Below are 15,446 nucleotides of genomic sequence, written 5' to 3' on the forward strand. Positions count from 1 at the left end.
CCCATCATGGAATGGTTGCTCGAACCGTTCGCGGTGTCCTTCGTTCAACGGGCGCTGTGGGGCGGGATCCTCGTATCGCTGATCTGCGCGCTGGCCGGCACCTGGGTGGTGCTGCGCGGCATGGCCTTCCTCGGCGACGCGATGGCGCACGGCATGCTCCCCGGGGTGGCGCTCGCCTCCCTGCTCGGCGGCCCGCTGCTGATCGGGGCGGCGGCCAGCGCCGGGGCGATGGCGCTGGGCGTCACCGCGCTGGGGCGCTCGACGCGGATCTCCCGGGACACCGGGATCGGGCTGCTGTTCGTCGGCATGCTGTCCCTCGGCGTCATCATCGTGTCGCGGTCGCAGTCCTTCGCCGTGGATCTGACCGGGTTCCTGTTCGGCGACGTGCTCGCGGTACGGGACGGGGACCTGGTGTTCCTGGCGGTGGCGCTGGCGCTCGCGGCGGCGGTCGCGCTGCTGGGGCACCGTGCCTTCCTGGCCCTGGCCTTCGACCCGCGCAAGGCGCACACGCTCGGGCTGCGGCCGAAGGTCGCGCACGGCGTGCTGGTCGCGCTGGTGACGCTGGCGATCGTCGCCTCCTTCCATGTGGTCGGCACCCTGCTGGTGTTCGGCCTGCTGATCGCCCCGCCGGCCGCCGCCGCGCTGTGGGTGCGGCGGGTCCCGCTGATCATGCTGGGCGCCGCCCTGCTGGGCACGGTGTCGACGGCGGCGGGCCTGGTCATCTCCTGGCACGGCGGTACGGCCGCCGGCGCCACGATCGCCGCCGTGGCCGTGGGGCTGTTCTTCGCCTCCGCCCTGGCCACCCTCGTCACGTCCCAGCTGGAGAAGAAGAGAGTCCATGCGTCTTAGGAATGTCATGATCGCGGCAACCCTGCCCGCGCTGCTGCTGGCAGCCGGCTGCGGCACCTCGGACAGTGGTCAGGAAAGCGCACCGGAAGCCACGGAAACCGAGGAAAGCACCCCGCACGGGTACATAGAAGGCGCCGAGGAGGCCGCCGAACCCCAGTCCCGGCTCGTCCTCGCCGACGCCGGCACCGGCGGCATCCACGTCCTCGACCTGATCACCGAAGAGATCACCGAGGCGGGCGAGTTCGCCGACCCGCAAGCCCTGCGCGGCGACGGCAGGTACGGCTACCTCACCGGAGCCGACGGCACCGTCCAGGTCGTCGACAGCGGCGCCTGGACCGTCGACCACGGCGACCACTCCCACTACTACCGCGCCGCCATCGAACTCGGCGAACAACTCCCGGCCGGCACCGTGCCCTACCGGGAGACCCCGTTCACCGTCGCCGACGGCACCGTCAGCGGCCCCGGCCTGGAGGAGACCTGCGCCGACCCTTCCCCAAGCTCTTCGAGCAGGGGATACCCCATGGGCACCGCCGTCACCCGGGCCGGCCTGGTGCTCGGCTGCGCCGACGGCGCCCTCCTCGTCACCGAACAGGAGGACGCCGAGGGCCAGTTCACCGCCGAACGGCTCCCCTACCCGGACGGCACCGAGCCCGCCGCCCGCGCCGGGGAGTTCCACCACCGCGCCGGCAGCACCACCCTCGCCGCCCTCGCGGCGGACGGCACCGGCTTCTGGCTGCTCGACGTCACCACCGGCGACTGGCAGTTCACCGCCGACGACACCGTGACCGCCGTCAACGCGGTCGGCAGCGGCGGCGCCGTCCTCACCCTCACCGACACCGGCGAACTCGTCTCCCGCGACGGCACCGACGGCACGGAGACCGCCCGCGTCCCGCTGACCGGCGACCGCATCGAAGTCGACAGCAGCCGCGCCTACATCAGCGACCCGGAAGGGCAGCAGGTCGTCGAGATCGACTACGCGGACGGGCTGCGCACCGCCCGCACCTTCGACCTCGGCTTCACTCCCTCCTACATGGTGGAGACGGGCCGATGAGGCGGCGCACCGTCATCGGCGCCCTGCTCGGCGCCCTCGCCCTCCCCCTCGCCACCACCGGATGCTCCACGGCGGACGACGACCGTGCCGGCATCGTCGTCACCACCAACATCCTCGGCGACATCACCCAGCGGATCGCCGGCGACCAGGCCGAGGTCACCGTCCTCATGGGCGCCGGCACCGACCCGCACTCCTTCGGCATCTCGGCCCGCCAGGCCGCCGGCATCGAAAGCGCCGCGCTCCTGGTCTACAACGGCCTCGGCCTGGAGGAAGGCGTCCTGCGGCACGTCGAGGCCGCCGCCGGATCCGGTACCCCCACCCTGGAGGTCGGCGCGGAGATCGACCCGCTGCCGTACACCTCCGACGCCATGGCCGGCGAACCCGACCCGCACTTCTGGACCGACCCGCAGCGCGTGGCCACCGCCACCGAACGCATCGCGGACCGGATCATCGAGGACGTACCCGGCGTCGACGCCGACCGCATCCGCGAGAACAGCGCCGCCTACCTTGCCGAGGTCGGCGAACTCGACGCCTGGATGACGGACGAGTTCGCCTCCCTGCCCGCCGAACGGCGCGCCCTGGTCACCAACCACCACGTCTTCGGCTACCTCGCCGACCGGTACGGCTTCACGGTGATCGGCGCCGTCATCCCCAGCGGGACGACCCTCGCCTCGCCCTCCGCGTCCGACCTCGAATCGCTGGCCGGCGCCATCCGCGAGGCAGGCGTCCCGGCCATCTTCGTCGAGGCCCAGCAACCCGACCGGCTGGCCCAGGTGCTCGCCGAGGAGACCGGACTCCAGGTGGACGTCGTCCCCCTGTTCTCGGAATCGCTGAGCGCGCCGGGCGAAGGCGCCGAGACCTATCTGGACCTGATGCGTTCCAACACCCGGGCCATCGTGGCCGGCCTGCGGTGACGACAGGAAAGACAAGAGAGAGAAGAGAGATGCGCACCAAGCGAATCACCGGCGGGATATCCCTCCTCGCCGCCTCCGCCCTGGTCCTGACGGCCTGCGGATCGGACGACACCGACAAGGAGGAGACCCAGCCCAGGGACGAACAGTCCGCACCGGCCCACGAGGTCGCCGAACCGCTGGTCACCACCTACGACGGCGGGCTCCTCGTCCTCGACGGCACCACCCTTGAGGTCATCGAGGACATCCCGCTGGAGGGCTTCAACCGCCTCAACGCCGCCGGCGACGAGCGGCACGTCCTGGTCTCCACCTCGGCCGGCTTCCAGGTCCTGGACGCGGTCGGTGCCCAGCTGACGGAGGCCACCTTCGCCGCCGAGAAGCCGGGCCACGTCGTACGGCACGGGGACCGCACCGTGCTGTTCGCCGACGGCACCGGTGAGGTGACCCTGTTCGACCCGCACGAGCTGGGCGGCTCCGCCCTGCCGGCCACCGACACCTACCAGGCGGCCGAGGCCCACCACGGCGTGGCCGTCGAGCTGGAGAGCGGCGACCTGCTGGTCACCCTCGGCAACGAGGAGAGCCGGGTCGGCGCCATGGTCCTGGACGCGGACGGGGAGGAGATCGCCCGCAGCGAGGAGTGCCCCGGCGTGCACGGCGAGGCGGCGGCCAAGGGCGACGTCATCGTCATCGGCTGCGAGAACGGCGTCCTCGTCTACAAGGACGGCTCCTTCACCAAGGTGGACAGCCCCACCGACTACGGCCGGATCGGCAACCAGGCCGGCTCGGACGAGTCCACCGTCGTCCTGGGCGACTACAAGCAGGACAAGGACGCCGAGCTGGAGCGCCCCGAGCAGGTCTCCCTCATCGACACCGCGGACGGCTCGCTCACCCTCGTCGACCTCGGCACCAGCTACACCTTCCGCTCGCTGGCCCGCGGCCCGCACGGCGAGGCGCTGGTGTTCGGCACCGACGGACAGCTCCACGTCATCGACCCCGAGGCGGGCGAGGTGACGAACTCCATCCCGGTGACCGACGCCTGGGAGGAGCCGCTGGAGTGGCAGCAGCCGCGCCCCGCGGTCTTCGTCCGCGACCACACCGCCTTCATCACCGAGCCGGCGACGAAGGAACTGCACGCCGTGGACATCGAGTCGGGTGAGATCCTCACCTCCGTCACCCTGCCGCAGGTGCCGAACGAGCTGAGCGGAGTGCTCGCCCACTGACACGCGCCGAAGCGCCCGGGGGTGCGCCCCCGGGCGCTTCCCGCGCGCCGCCGAGCGCCCTGGTGGGCCCGGGTTTCCGTGCTGATCATGAGGTGTGACGCAAGATCGCTTGACCTCGAACGCCGAGTACGCCGCCTCCCGGCACGCCGTCTGGATGTGCGCCACCGCCCTCCTGACGGACGACCGGGGGCGGATCCTGCTGGTACGCCCCTCCTACCGCGACACCTGGCTGCTGCCGGGCGGCGGGGTGGAGGAGCGCGAACTGCCCACCGACGCCTGCCGCCGCGAGGTGTGGGAGGAGACCGGCCTCACCCGCACCCCGGGCCCCGCGCTCGCGGTGGACCACGTCAGCCCGCGCATCGAAGGACTCCCGCCCGACCTGCCGTTCCCCGGCGAGTTCCACACGGTCTTCGACGGCGGGACCGTCCCGGCCGCCGACGCCGCCCGCATCCGGCTGGCCGAAGGCGAACTGGAGGACCACGCCTTCCTCGACGCGGACGAGGCCGCCGACCGGATGACCGGCCCGGACGCCCGCCGGATGCTCGCCGCGCTGCGCGCCCGGCTCGGCGGCACCGGCACCGTCTACCTCCAGGACGGCCGGCACACCGGGCCGCAGCCGCCGCTGGAACGGCACTGTGTGATCACCCGCGTGGCCCCCGGCCACGACCGCCCCTGGCAGCCGGAGCCGCCGGCCGGCCACCACCCGCCCGGTACCGAGGTACGGGGCTGGCTGTTCGCCCCGGACGGCCGGGTGGTCCTGCTCGTGGACCCCAAGGAAGGCGTCGTCCTGCTCCCCGGCGGGCCGCTGGACGCGGCCGACACCGGCGACCCGGCCCGCGCCCTGACCCGGCTGGCCCACGAGGAGGCCCGGCTCACCACCGGCCCACCGCTCCCGCTGGCCCGGCGGGCCGCCGCGCCGGGCGAGCCCGCGCTGCTCACGCTGGCCGGCCGGATCACCGGCATCGGCCCGCACGGCCTCGACCCGGCCACCCGGCTCACCCACCACCGGCTGCTGGCCACCCCGCGCCAGGCGGCCGGCCTGCTCGGCTGGGGCCCGGCGGCGACCGACCAGGCGCGGGCGGCGGCGGCCGTCGCCGCCGGACGCTGGGGGCTGCCGCCCGCCACCGAGCGCCCGGTGACGGAGGTGGACGCGTGAGCCGGCCGTCCGCCCAGCGCGAGCCCGCGCCCGTCCCCCCGGACCGGCCCGAGCCCCCGCCGCGCCCCGACCACCCCCAGCCGCCCCCGCCGCCCGATCCCCCCGTCCCGCCCGAACACCCCACACCACCGCCGCCCCCGCCCTCCCCGGAGCCGCCCGCCCAGCACCAGTCCGAACAACTGCTGTTCGGCGGCCCCCTGCTGTACGACCGGGCCTGGTCCAGCCACGAGGGCGCGGCGGCCCGGCTCACCCTGGGCCAGATGCTCGCCTCGCTGCCCGCGCTGGTGGCCACCTCCGTCCGGCTGGCCCGGGCCGCCGACCCGGCCGCGCTGCGCATGGTGGCCGGCGCGGAGATCGGCCGCGGCCTGGCCCAGGCCGTCGGACTGGTCGCGGTCAACGCCGTACTCGCCGCGATCCTCGCCGACGGCCAGCCCGCCGAGCGGCTGCGCGCCGCGCTCCCGGCGCTGGCCGTCGTGGCGGCGGTGGGCGTGGCCTCCGCTCTGCTCACCGCCGCCTCCACCTACGGCTCCGGACGGCTGCGGCCCAAGGTGGAACGGGTCGCCACCGAGCGCTATCTGGAACACGCCGCCCGGGTCGAGCTGGCCGCCATGGAGGACGACCGGTTCCACCGGCTGCTGGACACCGCCCAGTACGGCGCGTCCGCCGCCCGCAGCATGATCGGCTACTGCCTGAACGCGGTCACCGGCCTGTTCTCGCTGATCGCGGCGGCCGGTGTGCTGACGGTGCTGCACCCCGTCCTGCTGCCGCTGCTGGTCCTGATGACCCTGCCCAGTATGTGGAGCACACTGGTGACCACCCGCCGCCGGTACGCCTCGTACCGGGTGTGGGTCCAGCACACCCGGGCCGGGCACCTGCTCAGCGGCGAACTCACCCGGCCCGAGCCCGCCCCGGAGATCCGGGTGCACCAGGTCGGCCCGTTTCTGCGCCGGCACTTCCGCCACATGTCGGAGAGCGCCGAGGGCGAACAGACCCGGCTGGCGCGGCTGGACGCCCGTACCGGTCTGTGGGCCGCCGGGTGGACGGGCCTGGCGGGCTTCCTCACCTACAGCACGCTCGGCGCGCTGGCCTGGAGCGGCGCGGTCGCGATGTCGGTGGCCGGCACGGCGGTGCTGGCGATCCGTACCGGCGCGGGCAGTCTGGGCGGTCTGGTCGGCGCCATCAACCAGCTGTACGACGAGTCGCTGTTCGTCGCCGATCTCGACCGGCTGTGCACCGAGGCCGACAGCTGGGCCATCCCTCAGGGCGGGCAGCCGCTGCCCGCCCGGATCGCGGACATCCGGTTCGACCGGGTCTCCTTCGGCTACCCGGCCGCACCGGAGGCCGAAGCCCCCCGGCTCGCGCTGGACGAGGTGAGCCTGAGCATCCCCGGCGGCCGGATCACGGCCCTGGTCGGGGAGAACGGCTCGGGCAAGACCACCCTGGTGAAGCTGCTGGCCGGGCTGTATCTGCCCGGCTCGGGCACGGTGCGGTTCGGCGGGGTCGCCACGGCGGACGCCGACCGGCAGGATCTGTTCTCCCGGATCGCCATGGTGGCCCAGGACTTCAACCGCTGGCGGTTCACCGCCCGGATCAACATCGCCATCGGCGCGCCCAACGATCCCATCGAGGAACGGCGCGTCACCTCCGCCGCCACGGCCGCCGGCGCCGACCAGGTGATCGCCGGGCTGCCGCGCGGCCTGGACACGCTGCTGGCGCGCGGCTTCCAGGGCGGGCACCAGCTCAGCGGCGGGCAGTGGCAGCGGCTCGGGATCGCCAGGGCCCGGTACCGGGACGCCGAGATCCTGATCGTGGACGAGCCGACCGCCGCGCTGGACGCCAAGGAGGAGGCCCGGGTCTTCGCGCAGATCAGGGAGCTGGCGGCGGCCGGGCAGACCGTCATCCTCATCACCCACCGGATGGCGTCGGTGCGGCACGCCGATCTGGTGCATGTGCTGCACGAGGGGCGGCTGGTGGAGTCCGGCGCCCCGGACGAGCTGCTGGCGCGCGAGGGCGGCCGGTTCCGGGAGCTGTACGAGATCCAGGCGGCCCAGTTCGTCCGGACCGGCTGACCCGGGCCCGCCGCCGGGGCCGGCCCGGGTGGCCGAGAAGGCGCTCTGGCGGGCGGGAGCGCGTACCTCCCACACTGGCGCGCCATGGGCGGAAAGCGGCAGAAGCAGCGGAATCAGCGGAAGCGGGGGCGGCAGGGGAAGCGGTACGAGCGGCGCACGCGGTGGGGCGCCGCGGGGCTGGTGGCCGTGGTGGCGGCCGTGGCCTTCTGGCCGTACACGCTGCTGGTGCTCGGCGCCTGCCTGCTCGGCGCGGGCGGGTGGTGGCTGTGGCGGCGGGACCGGCGGGCGCGGGCGGCCGACCGGGAGTTCCGGGAGGCGGACCGGCGGGCCCGGGCGCGGGCCACGGTGGCGGCGCTGGACGTGCTGAGCTGGCGGGAGTTCGAGGAGCACGTGGCCTGGCTGTGCCGGCGCGACGGCTGCGGCCAGGTGGAGGTCACGGGGCGGGCCGGGGATCTGGGCGCGGATGTGACCGCGCTGCTGCCGGACGGGCGCCGGGTGGTGGTGCAGTGCAAGCAGTACCGGGCGGACCGGTCGGTGGGCAGCGCCGACATGCAGCGGTTCCTGGGGACCGTGTACCAGCACCACCGGGCGGATCTCGCGGTGTTCGTGACCACGGCGCGGGCCTTCACCAAGCCGGCGCTCGAACTGGCGACGCAACAGCGGGTTCTGGCCATTCACCGGGACTATCTGGGGCTGTGGAACAGCGGGACGCCGCTGCTGGACCTGATCCCGGTCAACGGGGCCGGGCAGGGCCGGCGTGAACGGCGCGCCGATGGGTAGTGAGGGGGCGAAGGGGGAGGTTTCTCATGGTCGATCCGCTGTCGCTGGCGGCCATCACCGCGGCGGTCTCGGCCGCGGCGGGGGCGCTCGGTACGGAGGCGGGCACCCGCAGCTGGGCCGTGCTCACCCGGCTGGGGCGGCGGGCGCTGGGCCGGGCGGACGATCCGGAGCCCGAGCCGGACGCGGAGCCCGGGCCGGAGCCCGGCGGGCGGCCCGATGACACCGCCGTCAGCCAGCTCGCGGCCGTCGTCTACGCCCGCGCCGTGCAGGACGCGGCGTTCGCCGCCGAGCTGCGGGCCTGGATGCGGGAGAGCGAGGCGGCGCGCGGTGCGGGCGGCGGGGTGACGGTCACCAATGTGGTCAAGGGGAACGCCCGGGTGGAGAACCTGATCCAGGCGAACGAGGTCACCTGGCATTCCGGTCGCTGATCAGGCATGTTCGCTCACGGCGAACGCTCCTCGGTGGCCGGCCAGTTGCGCAGCAGCGCGTCGAGGGAGTCCAGGATGCGGGTCCAGCTCTGCGCGCTGTCGGGGGCGCTGTGCGCGAAGCCGCCGCCCAGCTCCAGCCCGACGTAGCCGCTGAAGACGCTGCCGAGCAGCCGCACCGCGTGGGTGCGGTCGGGTTCGGCCAGGTCGTACCCGCGCAGGACGGCCCGGGCCATCTCGGAGTGGCGCCTCCCGGCGCTCGCCGCGGCCGTCTCGGGGTCGAGCCGCAGCTGGGCGGCGGCGTAGCGGCCCGGGTGCTGGTGCGCGTAGTCGCGGTAGACGTCGCCGAGGGCGGCCAGCGCGTCGCGGCCGGACCGTCCGGCGAGCGCGGCGGCGGCCCGGTCGGCCATCTCCTCCAGGGCGAGCAGCGCGATCCGGGTCCGCAGCTCCTGGGAGTTCTTCAGGTGCGAGTAGAGGCTGGCGACCTTGACGTCGAACCGGCGGGCCAGCGCCGAGAGCGTCACCGCGTCGAACCCGGCCTCGTCGGCCAGCTCCGCGCCCGCCCGCACCACCCGCTCGGTGGTCAGTCCCGCACGCGCCATGATCGCCTCACTTCCCGCACCTTCCAGGCCACTGCCTGATCACATTAAACATTTGCCTAAAGGCTATAGGCAACCTAGCCTCGCGCTTATGAAGCCACTGACCGAACAGGAGATCCGCGCCGCCTTTGTGAACTGCTCCAAGGGCGAGGCCAAGCGGCTGTACGTCCCACGGGACCTGGCCGACCGCCCCTGGGACGACCTCGACTACCTCGGCTGGCGCGACCCGCAGTCCCCGGGCCGCGCTTACCTGGTCGCCGCGCCCACCGGCCGGCCGCAGGCCGTCGCCCTGCGCAGCCCGGGCCCGGCCGCCGGGCTCCAGCGCCGCAGCATGTGCTCCATCTGCCTGACCACCCGCTCCGGCGGCGTCGTGCTGATGGTCGCCCCGCGCGCCGGCCAGGCCGGCAAACAGGGCGACTCGGTGGGCAGCTACCTCTGCGGCGACCTGGACTGCTCGCTCTATGTGCGCGGCAAGAAGGACACCGCGGACGGCGCCCGGGTGTACGAGACCCTCACCGTCGAGGAGAAGATCGAGCGGACCACCGCCAACCTCGCCGCGTTCCTCGCCAAGGTCACCGCCTGACCCGGCCGCCCGGTCCGGCGTCCCCCGCCGTGACCAGCACCGGCAGCCGGGCCGGCGCGTGGCTGCGGAACGTCGTACGCCACAGGGCCGGCTCGCCGTCCGCGAGCCGCAGGGCCGGGAAGCGCTCCAGCAGCGTGCCGAGCGCGATCCGGATCTGGAGCCGGGCCAGCGGCGCGCCCAGGCAGTAGTGCAGCCCCTGGCCCAGCGCCAGGTGCGCGGTGTCGGCCCGGCGCACGTCGAAACGGTCGGGCTCCGGGTAGCGCGCCGGATCGCGGTGCGCCGCGGCCAGCGCCAGCAGGACGGTCTCGCCGCGCGGGATGACCGTACCGCCCACCTCGATGTCCTCGACCGGGAAGCGGCGGATGGCCGTCACATTGGGGTGCACACAGCGCAGCAACTCCTCCACCGCCGCCGGCAGCAGGCCCTCCGGATCCGCCCGCACGGCGGCCAGCTGCCCGGGATGGGTCAGCAGGGTGTGCACGCCGCCGGAGATCAGATGGGTGACGTTCTCGATACCGGCGCCGACGATGAGGAAGGCGAGCGAGACCAGTTCGCTCTCGGACAGCCGGTCGCCCTCGTCCCGGGCGGCGATCAGCCCGGAGAGCAGATCATCGCCGGGGGCGGCGCGCCGTCCGTCGATCAGCTCGCGCATGAACGCGGCGATGGCGGCCACCGCGGCCCGGGTGCTGTCCGGGGTGCGGGCGCCGATCACCGAACCGATCAGCTCCGCGAAGGGCCGCCGGCCCTCGGCGGGCAGCCCGAACAGGTCGCCGATGACGGTCATCGGCAGCGGCCCGGCGTACGCGCGCACCAGGTCCACCGGCCCGGACCGCCCGGCGGCGGCCACCCCGTCCGCCAGCCGCCCGGCCGCCTCCTCGATCCGGGGCCGCAGCTCCTCGACCCGGCGCGGGGTGAACGCCTGCGACACCAGGCGGCGCAGCCGCAGATGGTCGGCGCCGTCCATGTTGAGGAGGTTGGTGTCCAGCTCGGGCGGCAGCGAGAAGCCCCGGTACCCGGTGGTGGAGTGCGTCTTGTCGAGCGACAGCCGTGGATCGCCCAGCCAGGCCCGGACGTCCGCCTCCCGGGTGACCACCCAGGCGCTGGTGCCCTCCGGCAGGGTCACCCGGACGACGGGGGTGTCCTCGCGCAGCCGCGCGAGGACACCGTACGGATCGGCGGCGAACACCTCGGGATCGAACGGCGACCGGGACTGAGCGAGCGTCATGTCCCCAGCGTAGAGGGGGAGTACGTCACCGGGTGCGGGCGTTGTACTCCTCGGCCGCAGCCGCGACGTCCACCGCGAAGGTGCCCTGGGTGACGGAGGTGGCGCCGCCGTCCACGGGGATCACCGCGCCGGTCACGAACTGCGCGAGGTCACTGCCCAGGAACACCGCCACCCGCGCGATGTCGTCGCCGGTGCCGACCCGGCCCAGCGGCTGGCTGCCGCCGAGGCGGTCGGCGAGGAAGGAGGTGAACTCCACCGCCTCCGTCATCGGCACGCCGAAGCTGCGGGCCATGATCGGCGTCATGATGATGCCGGGCGCGATGGCGTTGGAGCGGATGCCCAGCGGGGCGAGTTCGGCGACGGCCTGGTGGACGACACCGACCACCGCGTGCTTGGCGACGGTGTAGCCGGCCGCGCTCCAGCCGCCCTGGAGGGCGGCGGCGCTCGCGGTGCTGATGATGGAGCCGGGGCCGTCCTGCGCCTGGAACTGGCGGGCGGCGTACTTGTGGCCGAGGATCACCGACCGGGTGAGCAGATCGAGGGTGCGGGTGAAGCCCTCCGCGCCGATCTCGGTGATGGGGGAGGGGTCGCCCTGGGCGCCCGCGTTGTTGAACATGATGTCGAGCCGGCCGAAGTGCTCGGCGGTGCGGGCCACCACGTTCTCGATGGCGGCCTCGTCGGTGACGTCGGTGCGGACGTACAGGGCGCTCTCGCCCAGGCGGCGGGCGAGCGCCTCGCCGGCGTCGTCCTGGATGTCGGCGATGGTGACCTTGGCGCCCTCGGCGACGAAGCGCTCGACGGTCGCCTCGCCGATGCCGCTGCTGCCGCCGGTGACGATGGCGACCTTGTTCTCCAGGAGAGCTGACATGGTGGTACCTGGCTTTCGTGTGGTGCGGGTGGTGCGGGTGGTGCCGCCGGGCCCGGGATACGGGACGGTACGGGGCGGGGGTGGGATCGGCGCGCGCCGTCAGCGCAGGTCGCCGAGGGCGCCGGCCGCGAAGGCATCGATGTGGGCCAGGAATAACGGCTCCGGGTCCCGCCCGGTCCGCGCCATCTCCTCCAGGGCCAGCCGGGTGGCGGAGGCCACCGCGGCGGCGGCCGTCCGGGTGAGGACCGCGTCCGCCGGCAGACCGAGCCGGGGCGCCAGCGCCTCGGCGAGCGTGATCTCCCCGTGGTGCACGGCCCGCAGGAAGACCGACCACATGCCCGGGTCGGCGAAGACCAGCGGGAACAGCGCCCGGGTGCGCGCCGCGTGGGCCCCGCCGAGCATGGCCCGGAAGCCGTCGCGCAGCACGGCGCGCGGCGCGCCGGGGCCCGCGGTGCGCACATGGGCGTTGAAGGTGTCGGTGGTCCAGTCGAAGACCGGCTGCACCGTGTCGGCCTTGGTGGGGAAGTAGCGGTGGAAGGAACGCGCCGAGATGCCGATGGCCGCCGTGATCTCGGCGACGGTGAGGGCGGTGGTGCCGCGGCTGATGTACAGCTCGCAGCACCGCTCGGACGCCCTCATCGCGGCGTCGTCCCTGACGCGTCCCATGGTCCGCACCCTACGCCCGTGCTGGCAGAATCTGCCAGGGTCGGCCCGGAAGCGGCCCGTTCCGGCTCCGGTACGCCGGGCCGGGCCGGTTACGGCGCGGGCTCGGGCGCGGCCTCCGGAGCCGCACCCGGCTCCGGCCTCCGGCCCGCGTGCGTACCCGTGTTCGGGTCCGTGTCCGTGTCCGGGGCCGGGTCCGGCTTCCCCGGCGGCGCCTGCTCCGCGTCCGGCTCCGGCTCCGGCTCCGGCAGCGTGTACGACCGCAGCGGGCGGTTCACCGCCGCCACCACCCCGACCGCCACCGCCCCGGCCAGGCCGCCGGTCACCAGCGCCACCGGCGCCGAGGTGAGCGAGGCCACCAGACCGCCCCGGAAGTTGCCCGCCTCGGGCCCCGCCATCCCGATGATGTGCTCGACCGACGACACCCGGCCCCGGTACCGGTCCGGCGTCTCCAACTGCACCAGCGCGCCGCGGGTCACCACCGAGATGGTGTCCGCGCCGCCCGCCACCGCCAGGGCGCCGAGCGCCAGCCACAGCGGCCCGGCCAGCCCGAAGACGGCCAGCGCCAGACCCCACACCAGCGCGGCCGTCAGCTGGACGAGACCGGCCCGGCGCAGCCGGGTCACCGTGCCCGAGAACAGCCCCGCCGTGATCCCGCCCACCGCCACGGCGGACAGGAAGAGCCCCAGCGTGCGCGGATCACCGTCGAACCGCGCCTCGTTGACCAGCGGGAACAGCGAGATCGGCATGGCCAGCAGGGTCGCGGACAGATCGGTCGCGAAGGATCCCCACAGGGTCGGCCGCCGCAGGATGAACCCCCACCCGCCGCGCTCCGGCCGCCGTGGCCGCCCACCGGACGCGCCGCCCGCCGCCGGCCGGCCCCCGTCCACCGGCATCGGCGGCAGCCGGAAGGTGACGGCGAGGGAGACGACGAGGGCGGCGGCCTGGCACCCGTACGCCGCCGGGAAGTCCCAGCGGGCCAGCAGTAGCCCGGCCAGCGCGGGCCCGGCCAGCATCGAGACCTGGAAGGCCATGCCCTGGAGCGCGAGCCCCGCGGCCAGCTGATCGGACGGCAGCAGCCGCACCGGGAACGTACGCCGGGCGGGCGCCCCCAGCGCGCTCGCCCCGGCAGCCGCCCCGACCAGGGCCAGAAGCAGCAGCACCGACCGGTTGCCGGCCAGCGCCTGCCCGAGCAGCGCCAGCGCGGCCAGCAGATGCACGGCCGTGGTGGCGCGCACCAGCGTCCTGCGGTCCATCGCGTCCGCGAGCGAGCCGCCGGCCAGTCCGCAGACCAGCGCGGGCCCGGCGGTGGCCAGACCGATCGCCCCGGTCCACAGCGGACTGCGGGTCAGCTCCCACACCTGCGCCAGAACGGCGACGGTGGCGATCTGGTGGCCGGCCGAGCCGAGCGAGGCGCCGATCCCCAGCGCGCGGAAGGGCCGGCTGGTGCGCAGCGGGCGCAGATCGAGGAACCGTATCCGCCTCCCGCTCACGACGACGGCTCGTCGAGGTGGTCGAGGATGCGTTCCTTCATGGAGCGCCGCTGAAGGGCGCGGGCCAGGGCGAGGGCCGCCTCGCTCAGCGGGTGCGGCAGTTCGTCGTCCAGTTCGGCGACCACCGCCTTGGTGGCGCGCCACTCCGCCTCCAGGAACGGCACCAGGGCGCGCCCCCGTTCGGTGAGGGTGATCCGGCGGGTCCTGGCGTCCTCGTCGCCCGGCGCGGAGTCGATCAGCCCCTCGCGGCGCATGGCGGTGAGGGTCTGGCTGAGCGCCGAGTGCGAGCGGTCCAGGGAGGCGGCCAGTTCCCGGATGGTGAGCGGTCCGGTGTGCGCGAGCCGGATCAGCGGATAGGCGAAGCGCGGCCGTACCCCGTGGATGCCGCGCAGCGCGTACACCTCGCCGATCTCGTCGTCCATGGCGCGGAACAGCTGGTGCAGCGGCACCCAGCGGTCCGGTTCCGCGGTCGGGTCGTCGCCGGGCGGGGGAGGGGGAGAAGATGTCACAGCGCTAATGTAACAGCGCTTGTGCATTGCCGGGGCGTTTCCCCGCACCCCGTTCGCCCGGCGCCGGCCACCGCCCGGCCGGCCGCCCCGTCCGACCGCTCCCCGTTAGGATCCAGCGGGAATGGACGGGTATGGAAGGGCAGGTGCACAGCCATGAAGTACCGCAGCATCGGAGCGGTCGAGGTCTACGAGATCGGACTCGGCGCGATGCCGATGTCGATCGAGGGACGCCCCGAGGACGAGAGCCGGTCGATCGCCACGATCCACGCCGCGCTGGACGCGGGCGTCACCCTCATCGACACCGCCGACGCCTACTCCCTGGGCGACGCGGAGGACGCGGGCCACAACGAATCGCTCATCGCCCGGGCCCTGGCCGGGCATCCGCGCCGCGACGAGGTGCTGGTCGCCACCAAGGGCGGGCACACCCGGCCGGGCGGCGGCGCGTGGGGGCTGAACGGCTCCCCCGCGTATCTGCGCCGCGCCTGTGAGGCGTCGCTGCGCCGGCTCGGCGTGGAGGCGATCGGCCTGTACCAGTTCCACCGGCCGGATCCGTCCGTGCCGTACGCCGAATCGATCGGCGCGCTCGCCGATCTGCTGGACGAGGGCAAGATCCGGATGGCGGGCATCTCGAACGCCGACCCCGAGCAGATCGAGCAGGCCAACGCCATCCTGGGCGGACGGCTGATGGCGGTGCAGAACCAGTTCTCGCCGGCCTTCCGCTCCAGCGAACCCGAACTCGACCTCTGTACGGAGCTGGGCATCGCGTTCCTGCCGTGGAGCCCGCTGGGCGGCATCGCCCGGGCCGGAGAACTCGGCTCGCGCTTCGCCCCGTTCGCGCGGATCGCCCGCGACCGCGGGGTGAGCCCGCAGCAGGTGTGCCTGGCCTGGATGCTGGCGAAGTCCCCGGTGGTCATCCCGATCCCCGGCGCCAGCCGCCCGGAGACCATCACCGACTCGGCGGCGGCCTCCGGACTGCGGCTGACCGAGGACGAACTGGCCCAGCTCGACTGACGGGCCGCGCGGCCCACCGGCCCACCGGACCACC

At 74.3% G+C, this 15,446-nt stretch carries 16 protein-coding genes; 10 read left to right on the plus strand and 6 right to left on the minus strand.

Annotation, left to right across the window (positions count from 1 at the left end; genetic code table 11):
- Positions 1-6: 6 nt before the first annotated feature.
- The 8 genes from aztB (at position 7) to BM385_RS14350 (ending at position 8,464) form a co-directional block, all read left to right on the plus strand.
- Positions 7-849: a zinc ABC transporter permease AztB gene (gene aztB, locus BM385_RS14315; protein WP_019433946.1), complete on the plus strand. Its 843-nt coding sequence runs from the start codon at positions 7-9 to the stop codon at positions 847-849.
- 7 nt (positions 850-856) lie between these two features.
- Positions 857-1,900 (plus strand): VCBS domain-containing protein, encoded by a 1,044-nt coding sequence (locus tag BM385_RS14320; protein WP_254791561.1) that lies wholly within the window; start codon positions 857-859, stop codon positions 1,898-1,900.
- Entirely contained in the window at positions 1,897-2,814 is a 918-nt protein-coding gene (gene aztC / locus BM385_RS14325; protein ID WP_093843269.1) for a zinc ABC transporter substrate-binding protein AztC, read from the plus strand. Before BM385_RS14320 ends, aztC begins: the two co-directional genes overlap by 4 nt.
- Positions 2,815-2,843: 29 nt before the next feature.
- A complete protein-coding gene (gene aztD / locus BM385_RS14330) occupies positions 2,844-4,031 on the plus strand; it encodes a zinc metallochaperone AztD (protein ID WP_093843270.1) in 1,188 nt (395 codons plus the stop codon).
- A gap of 109 nt (positions 4,032-4,140) precedes the next feature.
- Positions 4,141-5,187, plus strand: a complete 1,047-nt coding sequence (locus tag BM385_RS27485) for an NUDIX hydrolase (protein ID WP_254791562.1) — start codon at positions 4,141-4,143, stop codon at positions 5,185-5,187.
- A gap of 179 nt (positions 5,188-5,366) precedes the next feature.
- Positions 5,367-7,256, plus strand: coding sequence for an ABC transporter ATP-binding protein (locus tag BM385_RS14340; protein WP_254791584.1), 1,890 nt, complete (start codon positions 5,367-5,369; stop codon positions 7,254-7,256).
- Between the two features lie 84 nt (positions 7,257-7,340).
- Positions 7,341-8,036, plus strand: a complete 696-nt coding sequence (locus tag BM385_RS14345) for a restriction endonuclease (protein ID WP_093843272.1) — start codon at positions 7,341-7,343, stop codon at positions 8,034-8,036.
- Positions 8,037-8,062: 26 nt separating this feature from the next.
- The gene (locus BM385_RS14350; protein ID WP_019436225.1) at positions 8,063-8,464 is read left to right on the plus strand and encodes a hypothetical protein; all 402 of its coding nucleotides are present in this window, start codon (positions 8,063-8,065) and stop codon (positions 8,462-8,464) included.
- Between the two features lie 14 nt (positions 8,465-8,478).
- On the opposite strand, the gene BM385_RS14355 is transcribed toward BM385_RS14350, so the two are convergent.
- Entirely contained in the window at positions 8,479-9,063 is a 585-nt protein-coding gene (locus tag BM385_RS14355; RefSeq protein ID WP_019436226.1) for a TetR/AcrR family transcriptional regulator, read from the minus strand.
- An 88-nt stretch (positions 9,064-9,151) separates the two neighbouring features.
- Here BM385_RS14355 and BM385_RS14360 point away from each other — a divergent pair, with 88 nt between their 5' ends.
- The gene (locus tag BM385_RS14360) at positions 9,152-9,643 is read left to right on the plus strand and encodes an FBP domain-containing protein (RefSeq protein WP_093843273.1); all 492 of its coding nucleotides are present in this window, start codon (positions 9,152-9,154) and stop codon (positions 9,641-9,643) included.
- Here the strand turns inward: BM385_RS14360 and BM385_RS14365 are convergent.
- From BM385_RS14365 to BM385_RS14385, 5 genes are all read right to left on the minus strand, one after another.
- Positions 9,633-10,868 carry a cytochrome P450 family protein gene (locus BM385_RS14365; protein ID WP_093843274.1) on the minus strand — a complete coding sequence of 412 codons (1,236 nt, stop codon included), beginning with the start codon at positions 10,866-10,868 and terminating at the stop codon, positions 9,633-9,635. The genes BM385_RS14360 and BM385_RS14365 overlap by 11 nt on opposite strands.
- Before the next feature lie 25 nt (positions 10,869-10,893).
- Positions 10,894-11,736: an SDR family NAD(P)-dependent oxidoreductase gene (locus BM385_RS14370; RefSeq protein ID WP_093843275.1), complete on the minus strand. Its 843-nt coding sequence runs from the start codon at positions 11,734-11,736 to the stop codon at positions 10,894-10,896.
- Between the two features lie 99 nt (positions 11,737-11,835).
- On the minus strand, positions 11,836-12,402 hold the full coding sequence (locus BM385_RS14375) for a TetR/AcrR family transcriptional regulator (protein WP_093843276.1): 567 nt from the start codon (positions 12,400-12,402) through the stop codon (positions 11,836-11,838).
- Between the two features lie 89 nt (positions 12,403-12,491).
- Complete coding sequence (locus BM385_RS14380) at positions 12,492-13,892, minus strand: MFS transporter (protein WP_093843277.1); 1,401 nt, start codon at positions 13,890-13,892, stop codon at positions 12,492-12,494.
- Positions 13,889-14,401: a MarR family winged helix-turn-helix transcriptional regulator gene (locus BM385_RS14385; RefSeq protein WP_026047846.1), complete on the minus strand. Its 513-nt coding sequence runs from the start codon at positions 14,399-14,401 to the stop codon at positions 13,889-13,891. Before BM385_RS14385 ends, BM385_RS14380 begins: the two co-directional genes overlap by 4 nt.
- 153 nt (positions 14,402-14,554) lie before the next feature.
- On the opposite strand from BM385_RS14385, the gene BM385_RS14390 reads away from it, so the two are divergent.
- On the plus strand, positions 14,555-15,412 hold the full coding sequence (locus tag BM385_RS14390; protein WP_019436233.1) for an aldo/keto reductase: 858 nt from the start codon (positions 14,555-14,557) through the stop codon (positions 15,410-15,412).
- The last annotated feature ends 34 nt before the right edge of the window (positions 15,413-15,446 follow it).

Source organism: Streptomyces harbinensis (genome assembly GCF_900116145.1).
Classification (GTDB): domain Bacteria; phylum Actinomycetota; class Actinomycetes; order Streptomycetales; family Streptomycetaceae; genus Streptomyces; species Streptomyces carpaticus.